General features: G+C 62.2%; 19 protein-coding genes and 1 pseudogene. 11 read left to right on the forward strand and 9 right to left on the reverse strand.

Annotated elements, in window-relative coordinates:
• Positions 1-15 precede the first annotated feature (15 nt).
• The gene (locus AAHA41_RS18095; protein WP_323070625.1) at positions 16-2,010 is read right to left on the reverse strand and encodes an LTA synthase family protein; all 1,995 of its coding nucleotides are present in this window, start codon (positions 2,008-2,010) and stop codon (positions 16-18) included.
• 258 nt (positions 2,011-2,268) lie between these two features.
• Between AAHA41_RS18095 and AAHA41_RS18100 the strand changes: the two genes are divergently transcribed.
• The 3 genes from AAHA41_RS18100 (at position 2,269) to AAHA41_RS18110 (ending at position 6,477) form a co-directional block, all read left to right on the forward strand.
• A complete protein-coding gene (locus AAHA41_RS18100) occupies positions 2,269-2,526 on the forward strand; it encodes a DUF2442 domain-containing protein (RefSeq protein WP_033115550.1) in 258 nt (85 codons plus the stop codon).
• Between the two features lie 245 nt (positions 2,527-2,771).
• Positions 2,772-4,739 (forward strand): TonB-dependent copper receptor, encoded by a 1,968-nt coding sequence (locus AAHA41_RS18105; protein WP_323070624.1) that lies wholly within the window; start codon positions 2,772-2,774, stop codon positions 4,737-4,739.
• Between the two features lie 109 nt (positions 4,740-4,848).
• Positions 4,849-6,477 (forward strand): alpha-amylase family protein, encoded by a 1,629-nt coding sequence (locus AAHA41_RS18110; RefSeq protein ID WP_323070623.1) that lies wholly within the window; start codon positions 4,849-4,851, stop codon positions 6,475-6,477.
• A 73-nt stretch (positions 6,478-6,550) separates the two neighbouring features.
• Here AAHA41_RS18110 and AAHA41_RS18115 read toward each other — a convergent pair whose 3' ends face one another.
• Positions 6,551-7,090, reverse strand: a complete 540-nt coding sequence (locus AAHA41_RS18115) for an MgtC/SapB family protein (protein WP_042032827.1) — start codon at positions 7,088-7,090, stop codon at positions 6,551-6,553.
• Positions 7,091-7,117: 27 nt separating this feature from the next.
• Positions 7,118-8,560: a RimK family protein gene (locus tag AAHA41_RS18120; RefSeq protein ID WP_323070622.1), complete on the reverse strand. Its 1,443-nt coding sequence runs from the start codon at positions 8,558-8,560 to the stop codon at positions 7,118-7,120.
• 186 nt (positions 8,561-8,746) lie between these two features.
• On the opposite strand from AAHA41_RS18120, the gene AAHA41_RS18125 reads away from it, so the two are divergent.
• The 3 genes from AAHA41_RS18125 to AAHA41_RS18135 are packed head-to-tail and all read left to right on the forward strand — an operon-like array spanning position 8,747 to position 10,271.
• Positions 8,747-9,226, forward strand: coding sequence for an N-acetyltransferase (locus AAHA41_RS18125; RefSeq protein ID WP_323070621.1), 480 nt, complete (start codon positions 8,747-8,749; stop codon positions 9,224-9,226).
• The gene (locus tag AAHA41_RS18130; protein ID WP_323070620.1) at positions 9,223-9,468 is read left to right on the forward strand and encodes a DUF3624 domain-containing protein; all 246 of its coding nucleotides are present in this window, start codon (positions 9,223-9,225) and stop codon (positions 9,466-9,468) included. The genes AAHA41_RS18125 and AAHA41_RS18130 overlap by 4 nt, the downstream gene beginning before the upstream one ends.
• A gap of 56 nt (positions 9,469-9,524) precedes the next feature.
• Positions 9,525-10,271 (forward strand): SDR family oxidoreductase, encoded by a 747-nt coding sequence (locus AAHA41_RS18135; RefSeq protein WP_323070619.1) that lies wholly within the window; start codon positions 9,525-9,527, stop codon positions 10,269-10,271.
• A gap of 61 nt (positions 10,272-10,332) precedes the next feature.
• Here AAHA41_RS18135 and AAHA41_RS18140 read toward each other — a convergent pair whose 3' ends face one another.
• Positions 10,333-11,805, reverse strand: a complete 1,473-nt coding sequence (locus tag AAHA41_RS18140) for a C69 family dipeptidase (RefSeq protein ID WP_323070618.1) — start codon at positions 11,803-11,805, stop codon at positions 10,333-10,335.
• 472 nt (positions 11,806-12,277) lie between these two features.
• Between AAHA41_RS18140 and AAHA41_RS18145 the strand changes: the two genes are divergently transcribed.
• Both AAHA41_RS18145 and AAHA41_RS18150 read left to right on the forward strand, forming a co-directional pair.
• Positions 12,278-12,733, forward strand: a complete 456-nt coding sequence (locus tag AAHA41_RS18145; RefSeq protein WP_302247093.1) for a hypothetical protein — start codon at positions 12,278-12,280, stop codon at positions 12,731-12,733.
• Between the two features lie 143 nt (positions 12,734-12,876).
• The gene (locus AAHA41_RS18150; RefSeq protein WP_323070617.1) at positions 12,877-14,028 is read left to right on the forward strand and encodes an iron-containing alcohol dehydrogenase; all 1,152 of its coding nucleotides are present in this window, start codon (positions 12,877-12,879) and stop codon (positions 14,026-14,028) included.
• A 268-nt stretch (positions 14,029-14,296) separates the two neighbouring features.
• Here AAHA41_RS18150 and AAHA41_RS18155 read toward each other — a convergent pair whose 3' ends face one another.
• The 3 genes from AAHA41_RS18155 to AAHA41_RS18165 all read right to left on the reverse strand — a co-directional run bounded on the left by AAHA41_RS18155 (position 14,297) and on the right by AAHA41_RS18165 (position 15,694).
• Positions 14,297-14,755, reverse strand: a complete 459-nt coding sequence (locus AAHA41_RS18155) for a methylglyoxal synthase (RefSeq protein ID WP_033115561.1) — start codon at positions 14,753-14,755, stop codon at positions 14,297-14,299.
• Between the two features lie 172 nt (positions 14,756-14,927).
• Entirely contained in the window at positions 14,928-15,404 is a 477-nt protein-coding gene (bfr, locus tag AAHA41_RS18160; protein ID WP_033115562.1) for a bacterioferritin, read from the reverse strand.
• 83 nt (positions 15,405-15,487) lie between these two features.
• Positions 15,488-15,694, reverse strand: a complete 207-nt coding sequence (locus tag AAHA41_RS18165; protein ID WP_033115563.1) for a bacterioferritin-associated ferredoxin — start codon at positions 15,692-15,694, stop codon at positions 15,488-15,490.
• Between the two features lie 137 nt (positions 15,695-15,831).
• Here AAHA41_RS18165 and AAHA41_RS18170 point away from each other — a divergent pair, with 137 nt between their 5' ends.
• Both AAHA41_RS18170 and AAHA41_RS18175 read left to right on the forward strand, forming a co-directional pair.
• The gene (locus AAHA41_RS18170; RefSeq protein ID WP_185228209.1) at positions 15,832-16,143 is read left to right on the forward strand and encodes an HlyU family transcriptional regulator; all 312 of its coding nucleotides are present in this window, start codon (positions 15,832-15,834) and stop codon (positions 16,141-16,143) included.
• Positions 16,140-18,206: a GNAT family N-acetyltransferase gene (locus AAHA41_RS18175; protein WP_323070616.1), complete on the forward strand. Its 2,067-nt coding sequence runs from the start codon at positions 16,140-16,142 to the stop codon at positions 18,204-18,206. The genes AAHA41_RS18170 and AAHA41_RS18175 overlap by 4 nt, the downstream gene beginning before the upstream one ends.
• On the opposite strand, the gene AAHA41_RS18180 is transcribed toward AAHA41_RS18175, so the two are convergent.
• Entirely contained in the window at positions 18,193-18,912 is a 720-nt protein-coding gene (locus tag AAHA41_RS18180) for an SDR family NAD(P)-dependent oxidoreductase (protein WP_323070615.1), read from the reverse strand. The genes AAHA41_RS18175 and AAHA41_RS18180 overlap by 14 nt on opposite strands.
• A gap of 183 nt (positions 18,913-19,095) precedes the next feature.
• Here AAHA41_RS18180 and AAHA41_RS18185 point away from each other — a divergent pair, with 183 nt between their 5' ends.
• Entirely contained in the window at positions 19,096-20,112 is a 1,017-nt protein-coding gene (locus AAHA41_RS18185; protein WP_041209293.1) for a chemotaxis protein, read from the forward strand.
• Between the two features lie 105 nt (positions 20,113-20,217).
• Here the strand turns inward: AAHA41_RS18185 and AAHA41_RS18190 are convergent.
• Positions 20,218-21,000 (reverse strand): annotated as a pseudogene (locus tag AAHA41_RS18190) (ElyC/SanA/YdcF family protein); the annotation flags it as partial.
• Between the last annotated feature and the right edge of the window lie 163 nt (positions 21,001-21,163).

Raw genomic sequence — 21,163 nt, forward strand, 5'->3', positions numbered from 1 at the left:
TTCGGCGGTTTTTTTCTATCGGGTGGCGCTGGTTGATGGCGCCTGTTCGGCAGCGGCGGTTCGCTCATCTTTGGCCGTCCGGTAGAGCCCCTTCTGATAAGCCAGGCTGCCCCAGAGCGCCAGCCCCAGCGTCGCCTCTTTCATGGCGGCTGGTTGTGCCACCGGCGTCAGCGTTTCGGTGGCATCGTCATAACGATACCCCTCCGCCGGACGTTCCGGTTGCAGGATCACCACATCCTGACCGCGCATCAGGGCAAAGTTCTTGTCGTACTGCATGATGGCGCGCCCCGGCCAGTCGGCGGGCATGCGGGTGAGATCCTTGCCGAGCATCGGATAGTCGGCACTGATCCCCATCAGGGAGAGCAGGGTCGGTGCCATGTCTATCTGGCTGACGATCCGTGGATCCTTCTTCGGCGCTATGCCCTCGCCCACGATAACCCCCGGGATATGGAAGCGGGGAATGGGCACCAGACTGGCACCGCTGACCCGGCTGTCGTGGTCGGCGATGACCAGAAACAGGGTGTCTTTCCAGTACTCCGAATTTCTCGCCTTTTTGAAGAACTCGCCGATGGCGTAATCCGCATACTTGGCCGCGTTGTTGCGGGTCTGCTTGGGCTGCTCGTAGAGGGCGATGCGATTGTCGGGAAATTCGAACGGATCGTGGTTGCTGGAGCTGAATACCAGACTGAAGAAGGGTTTGCCCTGTTTGTGCAGCCCTCTGAAGGTTTCGTCAGCCTTGGCCATCAGGTCCTCGTCGGATGCGCCCCATGAGCCCTTGAAGACCGGGTTGGTGAAATCCTTCTGCTCGACGATGGTGGTGAAGCCGTTGCCGAGGAAGAAGCTGCGCATGTTGTCGAAGTGGCTCTCGCCGCCGTAGATAAAGCTGGTGTCGTAGCCCCTTTGTTTGAGCAGATCGGCGATGGTGAAGAAGTTGGTCTGGCTCTTGCCGAGCTTGACCACGGCCTGTGCCGGAGTCGGCGTGAAGCCGGTCAGCACCGCCTCGATGCCGCGCACCGAGCGGGTGCCGGTGGCGTAGAGCTGCTCGAACGCCCAGCCCTGTTGCGACAGGGCATCGATGTTGGGAGTGAGCGGCAGGCCGCCGAGGGAGCCGACGAACTGGGCGCCCAGGCTCTCCTGCAGCAGGATCACCAGATTCTTCGGTTTGCCGCCGTAGCTGGCTTCGTTGAAGGTCTGGCTCGGCAAGGTGTCGGAGCTGAACTCATGGGCGGCCCGGCCACTCTCCTGACGCACAATCTCGATGATCTGCTTGTCAGTCATCTTGCCGTAAAACTGGCTGGCATCTTCCTCTGCTCCCATCTGCTTGATGGCAAAGAAGAGGGAGTAGGCGGAGTTGACGGTCAGCGCATTGACCAGCGGGTCATCGGCAAAGGCGACCATGGCCGGGTTCAGGGCGCGATGGCCCAGGCTGGAGCGGGCACCGAGAAAACCTATGGCCAGAATGAGCAGGGCAAAGGCGGGCCGCCAGTACCAGCGCGGGAAGGTAAGATCGCGCAGCAGACGGCCACTCAGCCACCAGCCTCCGGTCAGCACGGCGCCACTGAAAACCACCGCCAGCAACAGCTCGGCTTTGCGGCCCGCCCACAGCATGGAGAGCACCTCTTTCGGATAGATGAGGTACTCCACATAAAGGCGATTGGGGCGCACGCCATATTCGGTGACAAACGAGGGGGTGGAGATCTCGAGGAACAGCATCAGCCATAGCCCGACGGTCAGCCAGACGCGCATCAGCTGCATCCAGCCCCGACCGATGGTGTGAGGCCCGGCCAGCAGCAGGGTAAACATGGCCGGGACACCCCAGAGCCAGCAGATTGTGGCGAAATCGACCCGGATCCCTTGCAGCAGCATCTCCTGCCAGCCGGCGACGGCATCGACCCGTTCCAGTTGCCAAATCCCCAGCGCAATACGGCTGAGGGTCAGAGAGCCAAGGGCAAGCGCACAGAAGACGGCAAAAGGCCAGAACGGGCCTAGCCGCTGTTTCAGAGTTGTCATGGTTGTTCCTGATTGAGCCTGTAAGCATCTGTCCACAGATGCTTTTTTTGTTTTGTTGGGAGATATGACAAGGAGATGGGGAGAAGGTTGCGCGCTGATCGCGGTAAAAGAGATAAATTGCGTGCTGCTTATGCAAAAGTGTGACATCAGACAGCTGTAGCACCAGCATAACCTGCTGCCGGAAGTGTGAGCCCACGCGCTAATGGGTTCATGGTTGCTATTTATAATTGCCGCGAATTATCTGGGTGGAGCCGAAGGATGCCGGTCTTTATCGATGTCGACTATTTGCAGGGATGGCGCCTGTTTCTGGTGTTGTCGGATGGCACAACAGGCGTGCTGGATCTGACCCCGTGGCGAGGTCAGCCGCTGTTTGCTGCGCTGGAGACGGAGCGTCATTGCGCCCGGGTCTTCATCAACCGCCACCACCAGCTGGAGTGGCCTGTTGGCTGCACGCTATCCGCCCATGAGGTTTATCACCTCATCATGCCGATGGACGAGCGGGAAGCCTTCCGCTAATCCCTGCTTTTTGTGAGCCAACGCCAGATTCCTGTTACTGGAATGTTTGGGCGTTTGCCTTCCTGAATCAAATTGGGTAAAAACAGCGCAACATTTTGCCAACCTGGCTTTGTTTCGTCTGATCAAGGCTTGCCGCACTCATGCTGCAGGCCTTTTTTGCGACCAGAGCCCAAACCTTTCCCTTGCTGAAAGGTTTGACTGGCAAGATGAAAAAAACATAACAAACAAATACATAAGGAAAATGTATGGCTTGTCATATGCGCACTCCTCTTGCCCTGCTGGTGGGAGGGTTGGCCTGTCACGGCGCTGCCGGGCAGGAGCAGATTCAGCAACCGGAAACCATGGTGGTCGTGGCGAGTCGCCCCGCCAGCACCCTGGAGGTCACCCTCGATCCCAAGAAACCTGGCTCCCCAATGCCGGCGGCCGATGGCGCCGGTTATCTCAAAAACGTCACCGGCATGAGCATGGTGCGCAAGGGGGGGCTGGGTGGCGATCCCGTGCTGCGGGGGATGGGGATGTCCCGCCTCAACGTGCAGATGGATGGTGGCATGCTGGCTGGCGGTTGCGGTGGTCGCATGGACCCGCCCACTGCCTATGTGTTCCCCCAATCTTTTGACCGGATCCGGGTGCTCAAGGGGCCGCAATCCCTCGAGCAGGGGGCGACCCTGGCGGGAACCGTGCTGTTCGAGCGGGACAGGCCCGAGTTTATGGCACCGGGCTTCAAGAGCGACGCCTCGGCCCTCTTTGGCAGCTTCGGCCGCGATGATCAGATGGTCGACATGACGGCAGGCTCGACCGATGGCTATCTGCGCGGTCAGTTCACCCACTCCGATAGCGACGATTACCGCGATGGTCACGGTAACAAGGTGCGAGCCTTCTATCGCCGCGAGAACGGCACCGCCCAGCTGGGCTGGACGCCGGGGGAGCACACCTGGCTGGAGCTCACCGCCGAGCGCAGCAACGCCCGTGCCGCCTATGCGGACCGCACCATGGATGGCCCCATGTTTGACCGTGAATCCTTCGGGCTGAAGCTCAAGCAGGAGGAGATCACCACTCACTGGCAGCGCAGCGAGCTGACCCTGTGGGACAACTACATCGACCACATCATGGACAACTTCAGTCTGCGGCAAAGCAGCGCCCCCAAATCCCTGAACAACCCGGATCGCCGCAACACCGGCGGGCGCTGGGCCAACGACATCGCTCTGCCAGCCGACTGGTTGCTGACCGCCGGGCTCGACAGCAACCGGGATCAGCACCGCAGCCGGGGCGGCGTCGACTATGCCACCAAGGATCGCCAGCGCACCCTGCGTTTCGAGCAGCAGGGCGGCTTTGCCGAGCTGGGGCGCCAGCAGGGGGCCCACAGCTACAAGGGGGGGTATCGTCAGGATCGGGTCGAGACAACCCGTTATGGTGCGGGGGATCAGACCCTCTACAGCGAGACCGAGCACCTCGACAGCGGTTTTGGTCGCTACGAGTATCAGTGGTCGCCTCGCTGGTCCAGCTATCTGGCGTGGGGACAGGCAGAGCGGGCGCCGGACTACTGGGAGCGCAGCAAGGACAGCACCCCGTTTACCCTCAACCCGGAGCGCAGCCGCCAGTGGGATGCGGGTCTGGCTTTGCGCAGCCGCGAGCTGGATCTGACCCTCTCCCTCTTTAGCGCCAACATCAAGGATTACCTGCTCTACAACAGCAAGTCGAACCAGGTGCGCAACATCGATGCCCAGACCCGGGGCGGCGAGCTGGAGGGGCGCTGGCAGTTTGCCGAGCAGTGGCGTCTCGATGGTGGTCTGGCGGTGGTCTATGGCGAAAACCAGAGCGACAACAAACCGCTGGCCCAGATGCCGCCCCTCGATGGCAAGCTGGCGCTGGGCTGGCAGCCGGACGAAGCGCTGAGCTTTACCCTGCTGGGGCGCGCCGTGGCGGCGCAGGATCGGGTGGACGTGGGCTCCGGCACGGTCGCCGGTCAGGATCAGGGGGAGACCCCGGGCTTCTTCACCATGAACCTGAGCGGCGCCTGGCAGTTTGCCAAGGGGTGGCAGCTCTCGGCCGGGGTAGACAACCTGTTCGACACCTTCTACTACGAGCACCTTTCCAAGTCGGTGCACAGCAGTCAGGCCGGGTTGGGCTATGAGCAGAACGGTCGCATTCCCGAGCCGGGTCGTGCCTACTGGATCTCGGTCAACTACCGCTTTGCCTCAGACGGCGTGCTCTGAGCAAGACGAGCGGGTAACGTTTTCAGTCACAGACCCCTCTGCGATCGCTCGCTATCATGGCAAAAAGCAGGTGCATTCAGACACTTGTGCTCACAGCGGGAACATAACAATGAAACAGGGAACGTTGCGTTATGGCGGCCTCATCGGGGCCGCCCTGTTACTCGCCGCCTGCGGCGGCAGTGGAAGTTCTGGCGGGGGGAGTACGCCTCCCGCCGTCAATCCACCAGTTACTCACCCTCCGGTCGCCACGGCCAGTCGGGCCTGCTACGGCGATGAGCAACTCGCCTGCAATCTGCGCATCTATCAGGTGATGGTGGAGTCTTTCGTCGACGGTGACGGCAGCGCCAACTACGGTGTCGGCTACGGCCCCTCCCGTCACAACGGTGATCTGCAGGGGATCATCGACAGCCTCGACCACATCAAGAGTCTCAACGTCAACGCCATCTGGCTCACCCCCGTGTTCGACTCCTGCGCGGGGCAAGGGGGTGATGACAAGCTCGATGCCACCGGATACTTCGCCTGCGACTACTTCAACGTCGATCCCAACTTCGGCAGCAACGCCCAGCTGAAAAAGCTGGTGGATGGGGCGCATCAGCGCGGCCTCTACGTCTTCCTCGACGGGGTGTTCGGCCACGTCAACAAGGTGGGGGTGAGCAAGCCTTCACCGGCCGGCTTGTTGCCCGCCCTCAAGAGCGGCGGTGCCGGTTATCCGGGTCAGCTGGTGGATTACAGCCAGCCCCAGAGTCTCGCCTACTTCAAGGAGGTGGCCCGCTACTGGGTCGAGCAGTACGGCATCGATGGCTGGCGTCTCGATCAGGCCTATCAGCTGAGCCTCGATGAGTGGCGCGCCATTCGCCGCGAGGTGGAGCGGGCCAGTGCGGCGCGCAAGGTGGCCGGTCAGCAGTGGGGCACCCTCGGCTATATGGTGGGCGAGGTGTGGAAGGGGGCTGACGACATTCGCGCCCAGGCGTATGGGCCGAGCGACAATCCGGCACTCTCGTCTGCGTTCGATTTCCCGCTGCGCTACGGCATCGTACAGGCGCTGGCGGTGGAGGAGTCCGGCAAGGGCGGGCAGGGGGCCAGCGTGCTCGACGCCAGCTGGAACAAGGTGGAGAACTACCCGAACCACGCCATGCCGAACCTGATGCTCGGCAACCACGATCTGGTGCGTTTCGGCGATCTGCTGGAGCGAGGCCACTTCAATCCGACGGAGTACTGGCAGCGCCACAAGGCGGCCTTCAGTTTCCTCGCTGCCCGCTCCGGCCCCATCACTCTCTACTACGGCGAGGAGTTTGGCGACGAGGTGCCGGGCTTTGCCGCCAAGGTCGGCGGTGACTGCGCGGCGTTGGGATTGTGCGACGATCACGTGGCCCGCAGCGACGGCAAGGTGCCCGCAGTCACCGGCTTTGTGCCGGGCAGCGAACAGGCAGAGCTCAAGCAGTGGCTCAGCCAGCTGCTGGCCCTGCGCGCCAAACACCCCGCCCTCTATCAGGGGGAACGGGTCAAGCTGGTAGCCGAGGGGAGCCTCTATGGCGACATCAAGGAGACGGCAGCAGAGCAGATCGTCTACCTGCTCAACGTCTCAAGCACCCCCCAGAGCTATGCAGTGCCGGTCGGCAAACTGCGCAGCGGCAGTGCGCTGGTGGATTTGCAAAGTGGCGAGAGCCTGGCCATTGGCGGCAGCAGCGTAACGGTGGAGTTGCCACCCCTCACCGGTCGCTTCCTGTTGCTGCAATAGCGCGACCACGACCCAATGCAAAGGGCTCCATAGCGGAGCCCTTTTTCATGGCGATACCCGTCGCGGTGTCGTTCTACTTCTCGATGCCGCTGCCCAGCTCATCCGGGCGGGGAGCGGCTGGCGGGTGACCATTGCCGTTGCCATTGCGCCAGCTCTCCAGTCGGTTGTGCACCCCGCGGCGCAGGCTCTTGAAGCTGGTCTCCAGATAGTCGACACCGACCAGAATGGAGAGGGTGACACCGGTGAGCAGCAGCGCCTGATGGAGCATCTGCATGCCGATGAGGGCGCCGAGGGCGGCCAGCATCCAGACGGTGGCGGCGGAGGTGACCCCCAGTACCTGTCCATCCCGGGTCATCATCACCCCGGCACCGAGAAAGCCGATGCCGGTGATGAGCTGGCCCAGCACCCGTGCCTGATCGGCGCTCTGGGGGCTGAGGGCGGCGCCGATGGCGAGAAAGCAGTAGGTGCCGAGGATGATGAGCGAGGAGGTGCGGATGCCGACCGGCTTGCCGCGCAGCTGGCGCTCCAGCCCTACCAGAGTGCCGCACACCAGACAGACCAGGATGTTCTCCCAGCCAAGGGGCGCAATGTCCCACCAATCAGTCGTCATCATATCCACCTCTGCAATCGATGCTTGTTGTTATCCAGCCGCGCTCTGCCCCCGGTTCTCCAGCCGCTGGCGGAAGGCGCGGGCGAGGCGCTCGTAGAGGTCCTTTGCCTCTCTGTCCTCAATATCGCCACGTATCCAGGGATTGTCGATGATTTCCAGCAGCACGCAGTCGCGCCCTTGCTGGCGCAGGTCGACCCCGAACAGGCCGTTACCGAGCTGATGAACGGCGCGACGGGCGGTTTGCAGCACCCGCTCCGGCACCTCGCTCAGTGGCAGCGCCTCAATGCGGCTCATGTCGAGAGGGTGCTTGCGGCGGCGAATGCGGTTGCCGGGCTCGGGGCGGAAACGGCGGCAGGCAAACAGCGGTGAGCCATCGAGAAAGCCGATGCGCCAGTCGAACTCGGCGGGGATCCGGCTCTGCACCAGCAGCAGGGCAGAGCGACCCAGTCCCTCGTCCAACAGGCGAGCCAGCTGCTGCTCGTCGCTGGCCATGGCGAGATCCCGTCCCTGCGCCCCGTCGGGCACCTTCACCATCAGCGGCAGGCCGAGCCGTTGCACCAGCTCGTCGACATGGTGGCGGCCGCGGCGGGTCACCACCATGGTGGGCGGCATGGGCACGCCGCTACGCACCATCAGCTCGTAGAGATAGAGCTTGTTGCTGCAGGCGAGGATGGCGCGGGAGCTGTCGATCACCGGCATCTTGAGCTGCTCGGCGCGGCGGGCAAATTCGAAGGTGTAGTGGCCGACCGCCGTCTCGGAGCGTAGCCAGAGGGTATCGAACTCCGGCAGCCGCTCGATGGCTGACGGCGCCAGGATCTCGGCCCGGATCCCCTGCGCTGCGGCCGCTTTGATAAAGCGCTCCAGCGCCACTGCATCGCTGCTGGCGCGGCCGTCGTTGGGGTCGACCAGAATGGCGAGCTGATAGAGCGGCGCCGCCTGCTCCTCGTCGCCGGTGCCCACCAGTGCCTGGGCGTGGTGCAGCATCAACTCTTTCTCGCTTGGGCTTAGTTCCAGCGGTGACAGGCTCTGCTGCTGGCGCACCGACCAGCCGTGGCGGCCGCGCTTGAGGGTCAGCTCCTGCAGCGGCAGCTGGCTCAGGCCATAGTAGTAGCGGGCCAGCCCCGCCAGCTCGCTCTGTTCACACTGGCCGAAGATGGCGCGCACCCGGATTCGGTCCTCGCTCTGCTGGGCCAGCCACCCCTGCAATTTTCGCCACAGCTTGGCCGGTGGCTGCTGGGGTTGCAGCTGGCTGATGGCCTGCAAACCCGGCAGGCAGTGGTGGCCGCGGGCCTGGGCCAGCAGTGAGCAGTAGTAGCCAGCGCTCAGGTGTTCCAGATTGCGGCAGAGGTTGATGATGCGGGGGCGGCCGCCGGTGGTGGGCACCCCGTGTTGCAGGTAGGTGCGGGCGGTCAGCAGATAATCGGCATGGCAGGGCCAGTCGCCCAGCTCTTCGACGATGACGTAGGTACTCATATTTTCGGCTCCACAGATGAAACTGCCTTAAGCGGCAGGATCCCCAGTGGGCTTCGATGCACCGACAAGCACGACAATGGCGCGAGGGGAAACAAGAGGTTACAGTGCCTAATATTCTGCCTTGGTAACTTGTGATACAAGTCGCATTTTTGGTGCTGAGGATAAATAACCGAACAAGGACTCCCCGTGTTGACCGTCCGCGCCGCCCGACCCAGCGATCTGGGCGCCATCGTTAAACTGGAACGCTACTGTTTTCCTCCCGAGGTCGCCTTTGGCCGCAGTCGCTGGCACTATCTGCTCGCCCAGGCCAGAGGCCGCACCCTGCTGGTGCTGGATGAGAAGGAGCAGCTGATGGGCTATCTCTGCCTGCTGGAGCACAAGGGGTGGGATCGCCTCATCGTGCAGACCCTCGCCATCCGCTGGACCATCCGTCGTCAGGGCTGGGCGCAGCGCCTGCTGGAGCAGGTGATCCGCGAAGGGCAGGAGGCTGGCTGGGGGGCGATCCGGCTGGAGGTCGGCGATGCCAACGCCGAGGCGCTGGCGCTCTATCGGGGGCTGGGGTTCAAAGCCACCCAGCGGCTGCCCGACTACTATGGCCCCGGTCAGCATGCCCACCGGCTGGTGCTGAAGCTGGCCGGAGAGAGGAGAGAAGAGGAGAGGGGATGAGCTGCGACAACTGCCTCGCCACCGCCATCAGGGCCAAGCTGGGGCGCTGTCCGGTCTGCGCCGGCCAGACCTTTGCCATCGGCATGGTCGGCTGGCTGGTATGGTGGTGGTGTGGCGCCGACACCTCGGTCAACGCCCTGACCGGCCTGTTGTTTGCACTGGGGGGATCGGGCCTGTTTTTGCTCCACCTGCTGGTGTTTGTCTGGCGCAAGGTGACCGGGCGTGAATTGAGCGACGAATGAATCAGATTGATTTCAAACAGATAAATAACAATAGCGCTGTAGATATGGAGGTTCAGATGATAGCAATGGTAACGGGCGCCTCGTCCGGGTTTGGTGAGTCCATCAGCCGTCAGCTGGTGCAGGCGGGCTACCGGGTGATCGGTACCGGCCGCCGCGGTGAGCGGCTGGCTGCGCTGGCCGACGAGCTGGGTGCGCAGTTCCTGCCGCTGGTGTTCGACGTGCAGGACAAGGCGGCCACCTGCGCTGCCATCGCCGCTCTGCCGGCCGAGTGGAGCGAGGTGGATCTGCTGGTCAACAACGCCGGGCTGGCGCTGGGGCTGGAGCCGGCCCACAAGGCGGATCTGGAAGATTGGGAGCAGATGATCGCCACCAACATCAGCGGTTTGACCCTGCTCACCCGCCTGCTGCTGCCGGGCATGGTGGCGCGCAATCGCGGCCACGTCATCAATATCGGCTCCATCGCCGGCACTTACCCCTATCCGGGCGGCAATGTCTACGGCGCCACCAAGGCGTTCGTGAAGCAGTTTAGCCTCAACCTGCGTGCCGATCTGGCGGGCACCGCCATCCGCGTCACCAACGTGGAGCCGGGTCTGTGCGGCGGCACCGAGTTCTCCAACGTGCGCTTCCACGGTGACGATGCCAAGGCGGCCTCCGTCTATCAGGGGGTGCAGGCCATTCAGCCGGAAGATATCGCCAATACCGTGCTCTGGGTGAGCCAGCAACCGGCTCACGTCAACATCAACAGCATCGAGATCATGCCGGTGGCGCAGACCTTCGGCCCGCTCAATATCAGCCGCCGCTGATGGCGGTAGTTGACGAAATGAAAGAGGCTCCCTTGGGAGCCTCTTTGCGTTGGTGAGCCGATTACAGGCTCATGATCTTCTTGAACTCCTCCGGCGAGTACTTCTGCTCGGTGCGCTTGGTGAGATCCGTCATCAGCTTGTAGCGCAGCGTTTTGGCCATCTGATAGGTCTGCTCCAACTGGCCATAGGAGTAGTCGGCGGCCAGCCCGATGGCGGTAGCCTTGTCGCTGGCATACGCCTGCTTCAGGCTCTTGTCGAGTAGCGCAACCTCCTTGTAAAGCTTGCTGCTCTCCTTGCTCCAGACGCCGCGCAGCAGCGGCAGGTACTTGTCCGGATCAGCGCTGGCCAGTGCGGTCAGGCTGCGGAACTGCCAGTAGGCAGAGTCATCGGAGTAGCTGTCGCTGCCGGTGCGATAGGGCAGGGGATAGTTTTCCAGCGTGTTGTAGAGCGGCACCATCACAGATTCGGCCAGCACGCCGTAGCTCTGCCAGATCAATCCCTGCAGCTCTTTGGGCATCTCCTTGCGCAGCTGGATGACGTGGGATTCGAGCTGGCGATCGATGCGGATCGGCCGCTCCGCCTTGCCCGCCAGCGGCGTGCCCTCATAGGTGGCGCTCAGCAGCCTGGCCACGTCCGGCACGGCGATGGGGGCATCCGGCTTCATAAAGAGCGGATATTGCGCCTGCCGGGTCGGCTGCGGGTGGCTGGCGGTCAGCATGTTCTGGCCGAGCCACTCCCGATCCACGTTATACGGGTCAGCGATGACCCCGAACGCCTTGGCGAAGTTGAACTCTTTCGGGTCGGCGTTCTCCAGCAGTTTGTGTTCGCGTACAAACTCCAGCAGCTTGGGCGAGTGCAGCACATCGGCGCTGTCGAGATTGACGCCGTGGATGCGCAGGCCGTTGGCCACCATGGCATAGCTGTCGTCCGGCACCCGCACCGCGATCCAGTGGTGGCCGGAGCCGATCTCCATCAGCCAGGCCTCGTTCACATCCGCCAGATAGAGGCTGTTGCCCTCACCGGCGCCATATTGCTCCACATAGCGGCCAAGCAGCTCGACCCCCTCTTTGGCCGTCTTGGCCTGCGGCAGGATCAGGGTGGGGATGATGGCTTCAATCACGCCCTTCTCGATCAGCGGATCGGCTTTCTGGGCCTTGTCGTTGACCTCGGCACTGGTGGTGGCCGAAATGGCGACGTTGAACTCGTTGATGCCGCGCTCCTCGTAATACTTGCCGTCCGGGTCGCTGGCTGTTGCATCCCAGTCACGAATGGCTGAGTAGGCGAAAAACGCCTTTGGCATCGGCACTTCCAGCCCGTTACCCAGCTTCCAGAGTTTGCCCTCGTTCTGCTGCGAGGGCCGGAAGGCGAGGTACTTGTTCCAGTTGTTGACGCCAAAATCCTCGTTTCTGGCGATCATCACGCTGCCATCGGCACTGGCCCCCTTGCCGACGATAAGGCCGGTACAGGCGTCGGCACTGGTGCCAAGCAGGGTGAGCAGGGTGGCGGAGAGAAGACTCAAAGTGTGTTTTTTCATCGTTATGCCCGAAAGGTTGCGGTGAGTGAGAGTCAGACGAGGGGATGAGGTGTGGAGAGGCCGCAACTCCGAACTGGCAGCGGAGCGAGCACGGCAGATTGGTCTGCCTGTTATTGGTTTTACGAACAGATCATCCATGACACGGCTGGCTGGTTGTGATGTGCGCCAAAATTGTATTCCTGAGTGGTTGTTTGTTTTGTGATCGATGGAGCGTTCCTGCGGTTTATATGGTGCCGCGTTTTTGAGGCAGCGGTATGTGTCGGAAATCGGGGTAAAAGCAGCGGATGAGTCATGATTCTGACGCTGCGTCGGGGCTGTAACCGTTGGCAAGCTTGCCAGAGCGTGGATCTCGCCCAATCTGACAAGTTGGCCTGTAACTTGCTCGTTTTATTGTCAAAGGTGGGGCCAGACCCCATATCGCCGCATTCAGTCGGCCCGCTCCGGCGGGTCGGCACACAGAACGGGAGTCTTCATGGATATCAAACCCTACAGCCAGCAGCTTGCCCAGAGCGCCTCCAACAACCGCGCCCTCGCCACCCTCAACAGTGCCGGTAGCGGTGGTCAGGGTGGTGGCTGGGAGGAGATGGTCAGCCTCTCCACCCAGCGCATGACCGGTCAGGCCCAGCAGGTGCTCACCTATGAACATCTGGCCAAGAACAGCAAGCTGCCGCCGGCGCTCGACATGAGCTCCGACAAGGGGGGCGTGGTACAGCAGCTGGTGGACAAGGCGCTCGGGTTTGACCGCAAGAAATTCAACGAGATAGAAGACAAACTCAAGGCTATTGCCGACAACAAGAAGCTGACGCCGGAAGAGCGGGCTGAGCAGAGCAAGCCGCTCAACGAGCAGAAAGATGCGATGCTGAAAGAGGCGATGGATCGCCTGACCGGCAAGAAGAGCTCATCCAAAGATGAGGCCAAAACCGCCTGATCCCGTCACTGTTGTGTGAGATACCCGGTCGGCACAGATGGGCCAGTGTCGACCGCCGATGGGCAAGCTTCTGCCACCTCTTTTGACCTCACCTCCCCACAGGCGCACAATGTCCGCGCATTGAGCCAGTCGAGGAGTCCGCCGTGTACAACTTCCAATATGCCAATCCGACCCGCATCTGTTTCGGCGAGGGGCAGATCGCCACCCTGCCCGAACTGATCCCGCCCGGCAGCCGGCTGCTGGTGCTCTACGGCGGTGGCAGCATCAAGCAAAACGGCGTCTATGAGCAGTTGACCCGGGCGCTGGAGGGGGTGACGTGGCAGGAGTTTTCCGGCATCGGCGCCAACCCCAGATACGAGCTGTTGATGGAGGCGGTGGCGCTGGTGAAGCGTGAGCGCATCGACTTCCTGCTGGCGGTCGGTGGCGGCTCGGTAGTCGATGGCTCCAAGTTTGTTGCGGCCGCCGCCTGCTATGAGGGTGATGATCCCTGGGATATCTGCGGCAAGCAGGCGCGCGTGCACCAGGCGCTGCCGATGGGCTGCGTGCTGACCCTGCCGGCGACCGGCTCCGAGAGCAATCCCACCTCGGTGGTGAGCCGGGGGGATGTGAAGATCTCCTTCAGAAGCCCGCTGGTGCAGCCGCAGTTTGCGGTGCTCGACCCGACCACCACCTACAGCCTGCCGCCGCGCCAGACCGGCAACGGGGTGGTGGATGCCTTCGTCCATATCGCCGAGCAGTACCTCACCTTCCCGGTGGGAGGCGAGGTGCAGGACAGACTGGCGGAGGGGCTGCTGCAGGTGCTGGTGGAAAACGGCCCCAAGGCGCTGGCGGAGCCGACCAACTATCAGGTGCGGGCCAATCTGATGTGGGCGGCCAGTCTGGCGCTCAACGGCCTTATCGGTTGCGGGGTGCCGCAGGATTGGGCCTCCCACGCCATCGGCCATCAGCTGACGGCGCTTTACGGGCTCGACCACGGCCAGAGTCTGGCGGTGGTGCTGCCCGCCCTGCTGCGGGAGCGGGCAGCGCAGAAGCAGGAGAAACTGGCCCAGTTTGCCGAGCGGGTGTGGCACTCCAGCCGCGAGGATTATGCCCTGCGCATCGAAGAGGCGATTATCCGCACCGAACAGTTCTTCCAGCAGATGGGCCTCGGTACCCGCCTCTCTGACTATGGCCTCAGCGAAAGCTGTATTCCGGCGGTCTGCTCCAACCTCAAGCGGGTCGGGCGCACCGCACTCGGGGAGCAGCAGGATATCGACCCGGATCAGGTGGCGCGGATCCTCGCCCAGGCACTGTGAATCGCCAAAGGGGGGATCGGGGGCACTCCCTCATCTGACCGCCAGAGTGACAGGCGTCAGCGCCAAACAAGATTGTTGCAAGAAAAGCTGGCTATAAAATTTTTTTGTTGCGCTGGTGAAATAATCGCGCGACCACGCCAGCGGCTTGTTTCATCAGAGCTGGCAAATCCAGCTGGCCGATCTTCCGGTCAATTCGTGCTGACCAGGGGCTATCCCCGGCAATAACAAGGGCCGCTTGCTGCGGCCCTTGGTGTATCTGGCAGATCTGTTACTCGGTGCGTGCCTTGAGGTAGCCGGCGTAGTCCGGGATCTGCACGCTGAACGCCTGCCGCATATGGGGGCTGTCCATGATGAAGTCGGCGGTTGCTTCGTTGGTGGCAACCGGGATGTTCCACACCGCAGCCAGTCGCAGCAGCGCCTTCACATCCGGGTCGTGGGGCACCGCATTGAGGGGATCCCAGAAGAAGATCAGCACGTCGATCTTCCCTTCGGCAATCAGGGCGCCAAGCTGCTGGTCGCCACCCATGGGGCCGGAGAAGAGGCAGGTGATGGGCAGCTCGGCCTTTTTGCCGAGCATGGTGCCGGTGGTGCCGGTGGCATAGAGGTGGTGGAGCTTGAGCTCCTCCTTGCGGCGCATGACCCAGTTCAGCAGAGGGGTTTTCATGTTGTCGTGAGCGACCAGTGCCACCCGCTTGTGGGGTGCCATCTCGCGTGCAATCTGTTCCATGAAGGTATCCGTAGCATTGTGATTGGAATTGAGCCGTATCCTAATCGAAAGCCATGACAGATGCTGTGTCGGGCGTATTAACTGTGATCCTGCCGGAAAGTTTTCGGGCAATGGTGGCCCAAATGAAGAGACCCGCCAGCAGCGGGTCTCTTCATTTGAGTTCTTTGGCGGGTCAGGAGCCGTGGTGCAGCTGTGCCTGCTGGTAGTTCTCCAGCCCGATGCGATCGATGAGATCGAGCTGGGTCTCCAGCCAATCCACATGCTCCTCCTCATCTTCCAGGATCTCCTGAAACAGGTCGCGGCTGATGTAATCCTGCACCGATTCGGCGTAGGCGATGGCCACTTTCAGGTCGGGAATGGCATCCATCTCCAGCGAGAGGTCGCAGCGCAGCATCTCTTCCACCGTTTCACCGATGCGCAGCTTGCCGAGATCCTGCAGGTTGGGCAGCCCTTCGAGAAACAGCACCCGCTTGACCAGCTCGTCGGCGTGCTTCATCTCGTCGATGGATTCGTGGTACTCCTTGTGCCCGAGCGCCTTGAGGCCCCAGTCATCGTAGATGCGAGCGTGAAGGAAGTATTGGTTGATGGCAATCAGCTCATTGGCCAGCACCTTGTTGAGGTGGGCAATGATCTTGGGGTCTCCTTTCATCGACAGTGCTCCTTGGTTCGTGCCTGAAGTGGCAATCATCAGAGCTTAGTCGAGAAACATGACGACTTCGGGATGGCGGCGGATCAGGCCACTTCGTAGTAGAGCGGGGTTTGCTCCTGCTCCATCTTGTCGAGCTCGGCAGCGATGATCTCCATGGTCATGCGCACGCACTTGCCGCACTGGGCGCCCACCTCGAGCGACTGCTTGAGCTGGCGGAACTCGCTGCTGCCTGACTGCACCGCCTTGCGGATCTGGGTATCTGTGATGCCGCGGCACAAACAGACGTACATGGTGGATTACCTCATATGAAATTGAGTGAAATCTAAATGAGAGTGGTTCGCAATGCAAATAACCATTGGTAATAAGATCCCCCGCTTGCCACTTGTCACCCCCTTGGGGAGAATGCCCTGATACAGAGGGAACCATCATGCTCAAGAAACTGTTCAGCGCCCTGTTCGGGGGCGAGCCAGCCAAGGCACCGGAAGTCACTCCCACCGAATATGCCGGCTATCTCATCTATCCGGAACCCATGGCCGAAGGTGGCCAGTACCGGCTGGCAGGCCGCATCACCAAAGAGGTGGATGGCGTGCTGCAAACCCACCGCTTTATCCGCTCAGATCTGTTTGCCAACCCGGCCGATGCCGAGCGCTTCATGGTGCAGAAGGCCCACACCTTTATCGATCAGATGGGGGATCGCATGTTCGAGCCCCGCAAACCGGCTGACAGCCAGGCTTCATGACATTGCAAGAGGTCACCCTGCTGCGCGAGGCGCTGGCCCGCGCAGGTGAGCGGCGCCTGATCTGGCTGGAGGGGGAGGAGGCCGACTGCATTGCCCGCGCCCAATCCCTGCTCGGTGAGACTGTCTTCTGGCTGGGGGAGGGGCCCGAGTGCTATGCCCCGCAACCCGCCGCCAAGGCGCTGCAGCGGCTCGGTCAGGAGTGCGACACGCTGGTGTTCAACGCCTTCAGCGGCTTTCATCCCGATGCCTTCGGGGCGCTGGCGGGCACTCTGCGCGCTGGTGGCTTGCTGTTGCTGTTGACGCCGCCCAGAGAGAGCTGGCCAGCATGGCCGGATCCCGACCGGATTCGGCTGGTGGCCCAGCCGGAGGATGCCGGTCGGGCCGGCCACGGCTTTATCGCCCGACTGGTGCGGTTGCTGGCGGGGGATCCTGCCCTCTCGCTGGAGCCGCCGGTTTGCTCGCAGCCTTGGCAACCGATTGGGCCCGAACGCAGGCTGAGCTGCGATCAGGCGCGGGCACTGCCCGCCATCCACAAGGTGTTGCACGGTCATCGCCGCCGGCCGCTGGTGCTGAGTGCCGACCGCGGTCGTGGCAAGAGTGCGCTGCTGGGGCTGGCCGCCGCTGAGCTGCTGCGCCAGCAGCCCGCGCTGAAAATAGTGGTGACGGCTCCCTCGCAGGCGACGGTCGCCACCCTGTTTGCCCACGCCGCTCGCGGGCTTGATTGCACGCCAGAACAACTGACCGGGCTGAGCTACTGTTCGCCAGATCGGCTGGTGCACGAGGCGATGAATCCCGATCTGCTGCTGGTGGATGAAGCGGCAGCCATTCCGACCCCGCTGCTTGAAGCCATGCTGGCCCGCCACAGCCGCATTGTGTTTGCCACAACCGAGCACGGTTACGAAGGGACGGGGCGCGGTTTCCACCTGCGCTTCAAACGGGTGCTCGATAGCCAGACCCCGGAGTGGCAGGAGATCCACCTCTCTGAGCCCATTCGCTGGAGTGAGTGCGATCCGCTGGAGCCGCTGATTTTCCGCCTGCTCGGCCTCAATGCCGAAGTAGCAACGCCCTTGCCGCCGACCAGCCCGAGCTGGCGTCTGATCAGCCAGGAGGCGCTGGCCAGCGACGAGGCGTTGCTCAACCAGCTGTTCGGCCTGCTGGTGCTGGCTCACTACCAGACCACGCCGAGCGATCTCAGGTCACTGCTGGAGAGCCCGGATCTCGACATCCATCTGCTGGAACAGGATGCGAGCCTGCTGGGAGTGGCGCTGGTGGCGCGGGAAGGGGGAATTGACCCTGAACTGTCCGAGGCGATCTGGGCCGGGCGTCGCCGTCCGCGCGGCCATCTGCTGCCCCAGTCGCTGCTGGCTCATGCCGGTTTCAAAACGGCGGGGGGGCGCAGCTACGCCCGGGTGATGCGCATCGCCATCCATCCCGAGCTGCATCGCCACGGTCTGGGGTCGCTGCTGCTTGGTAAGCTTGAAGAGCACTATCGTCAGATTGGCATCGACTATCTCGGCTCGGCCTTTTCGGCCAGCGCCGACCTGCTCCCCTTCTGGCGCAAGGCCGGACTAGCGGTGCTGCGCATAGGCCTGCAGCGGGATGCCGCCAGCGGCTGCCATGCAGCCCTGCTGCTCAAAGCGCTGAAACCCGAGCATGAGATCGAGTTGAATCAATGGCAGCAGCGTTTTGTACGCCAGCTGCCGACCTTGCTGGCGGGCGAGTTGAGCGCGTTGGATCCCGAGTTGGTATGGCAATGCCTGCAAGGCAGTACCGTTACCACGCCGGAGTTTGGTGAGTTCGAGCGCGATGAGATTGAGTGCTTTGCCCTGCATCACAAGCCGTTCGAACTGAGTCAGTCGAGCTTGCAGCTGTGGTTGGCGCGCAATCTGGCTCGGCTGGCCGAGCTCACCCCGGATGAGCGTTATCTGCTGATTGCCCCCATCTGGCAGTACGCAGAGTGGGGGGCGCTGGCTGCGAGGTTGCAACTGGCGGGCAAGCCCGCCGTGATCAAGGCGCTGCGGGCGCTGCTGGCGCGTCTCCTGATCTCCCCTACCACTCGATAGGTTTGCCCTGCCAGTCGAGAAAGCTCAGCTCGCCATCCGGTTGCAGCCGGTTCATCAGGTTAACCAGATGGCCGGCCACCAGCTCGGGACTCTGCACGTTTCCCGCCGGTACGTTGGCGTGAAACGGGCGAGAGAGTGGGGTATCCACAGTGCCGGGATGGAAGGTCAGCAATTTGACGCCGGGCGCCCGCCGGGCCAGCTCGATGGCGGCACACTTGAGCAGCATGTTGAGGGCGGCCTTGGATGCGCGATAGCCATACCAGCCGCCAGCCCGGTTGTCGCCAATGCTGCCGACCCGGGCGCTGAGAACGGCCAGAGTGCAGGGATCGCGGCCAAACAGCGGTAACAGCTGGCTGATCCAGCGCAGCGGCAGCAAGGCGTTGGTCTGGTAAAGATGGGTCATGGCCGCGAGATTGAGTGCCTCCAGCCGCTTCTCCGGCTGGATCTCCCCCTGATGCAGGATGCCATTACATATCACCACCCGATGGGGTCTCGGCGCCAACTCCGCGATACGGGCTACCGCAGCTACCATCTGCTCATCGCTGTAATCGCAACATAGCCAGTGCAGACCCGGCGATGAGAGGCCAGCAGGTGCGGGCTGACGACTGATGGCAATCACTGGCCCGATACCCGCCGCCAACCAGTGTGCGACCAGCGCCGCCCCGATACAGCCAGAAGCGCCAATCACGACGACACCTTCACTCATCTCTGGCTCCTTATCAGCGCATGGATTTGTCCTGATTGGCAGATACGATCGTGCCAGCCTGCGGGATCAAGCGGTTAAGGCTGCAATCTTGCCGAGATCCGAGCCGCTGGGCTAATTCCATTCCTATACTGAGGGAAAACCGCAGCGGAGTGCTGCCTGCGCAACCAGAGCATGAGAGTCACCATGATGGCCAAAGACGGGGAAGAGCGTAAATCCATTCTGACCGAGAGCGGTACCAACGAGCTCGAGATCATCGAATTTCACCTCAAGAAGCAGCTGCCGGACGGGCGCGAGAAGATCGCCTACTACGGGATCAACGTCGCCAAGGTGCGCGAGGTGATCCGGGTGCCGGAGACCACCGATTACCCCAACGCCCAGCGCCACATGGTGGGCGTATTCTCCCTGCGGGATCGCCTCATTCCGCTGGTGGATCTGGCGGGCTGGCTCGGCATCAAGACCAACCCCGACCCCAGCCACAAGGTGGTGATCGTCACCGACTTCAACAAGATGGCCAACGGCTTTCTGATCGACAGCGTCAGCCGGATTCACCGGGTATCCTGGGAGGATGTGGAGTCACCCAGCCAGTTTCTGGAGGCGGGAGAGAACGACTGCGTGGTGGCCGTGGTCAGGCGCGATGGCAACCTCATCATGATCCTCGATTTCGAGAAGATCATCGCCGATATCAACCCCGAGCTCAGCATGGAGAAGTACGACGTCACTCAGGATCGCAAGGTTATCATCGACGATCGCATGATGGCACTGCGTCAGAGCAAAACCATTCTGGTGGTGGACGACTCGGCCTTTATCCGCAAGATGATCGAAACCACCCTGCGCACCGCCGGTTACAACGTGATCACGGCCAAGGATGGGGGAGAGGGGTTGGAGATGATGACGGATTTCGATCGCCTGGCCCAGGAGGAGAGGATGCCGGTGACCGGCTTCGTCAACGCGGTGATCACCGATGTGGAGATGCCGCGCATGGACGGCATGCATTTGCTCAAGCGGCTGCGGGAGACCCCCTCCTACAAGGAGATGCCCATCGTGATGTTCTCCTCGCTGATGAGTGACGACAACCGCCAGAAGGCGCTGCAACTGGGGGCGAACGATACCATCACCAAACCCGAGATTGGGCGGATGGTGGGGATGATGGATCACATGCTGCTGGGGATAGCACTCCCTTCGCCCGCCAACAATATCTGATAGCGGATTAGCCAAGAGAAAACGGCCACCTTATGGGGTGGCCGTTTTGCTTTTACTGGTTATCCGAAGGTCAGGCAGTTTTTTCCTGATCAAGCATCACCCTCAGGAGGCAACGCTGGCACTGGCTGCTGAGGAGGCAACCGGCAGTTCGATAGCCGGTTTGGCCGGCTCTTCGGCAGGCTTGGGCGGCTTGATGCAGGGCTGCTGGGTGCCGATGGTGCTGAGCGACAGGCAGGGGATCGGCAGACCGATATGGACGGGTTCGCCGAGAAACTTGGGCCCCTTGTCCAGCACGTAGAGATCGACCAGCCCCATCACCCGGGCAAACACCTCGCGGATCCGGGTACGGATGCCCTGATAGGCGCTGGGATCATCGGCGTTGAAGCCGACCGCATCGATGCCAAAGTGACGGGCAATAAAGATGGCCCGCTCGTTATGAAAGCCCTGGGAGACCACGGTAAAGCGATCCTGACCGAACACCTCTTTGGCTCTGACCACAGAGTCGAGGGTGCGAAAGCCGGCGAAATCCATGTATATGGCGGAGGCCGGGATCCCCGCCTTGATCAGGGCGCGCCGCATCTGGCGCGGTTCGTTGTACTGCAGGGTGGCGTTGTCGCCGGAGACCAGGATGTAGTCCACCTTGGCATTGTTGTAGAGCTCGGCCGCCGCCTTGATGCGGTATTTGAAGTAGTGGTTGGGGCCACCGCCCGAGAGGTATTTGGAGGTGCCCAGCACCACGGCAACCCGGTTGTATGGCACATCGCTCACCTTGTCGAAGGTGTAGTGGCGTGCATCCGAGACGATCCACTCGCTATAGGCCAGCACCGAGGCAATCAGGGCCAGCAGTGACAGCAGGCAGGCGAGGAGGATCTTGGCAAACTTCTTCATGCGCGATGCGGTTTGGGTCTGAAATTGGGAATGGCTTCCGGCATTCTATTACAACTCGGCTGTTGGCGTCAGGCTTGATAGCAGTAGCGGGACGCATTGGGGCAGGGCTTGTCGCAGGAAATCACTGATATAAAGAGGGGCTGCGCTGGCAGCCCCTCGACGT

Source organism: Aeromonas sp. SER (assembly GCF_038739615.1).
In the GTDB taxonomy this organism is placed as follows: Bacteria; Pseudomonadota; Gammaproteobacteria; order Enterobacterales; family Aeromonadaceae; genus Aeromonas; species Aeromonas jandaei.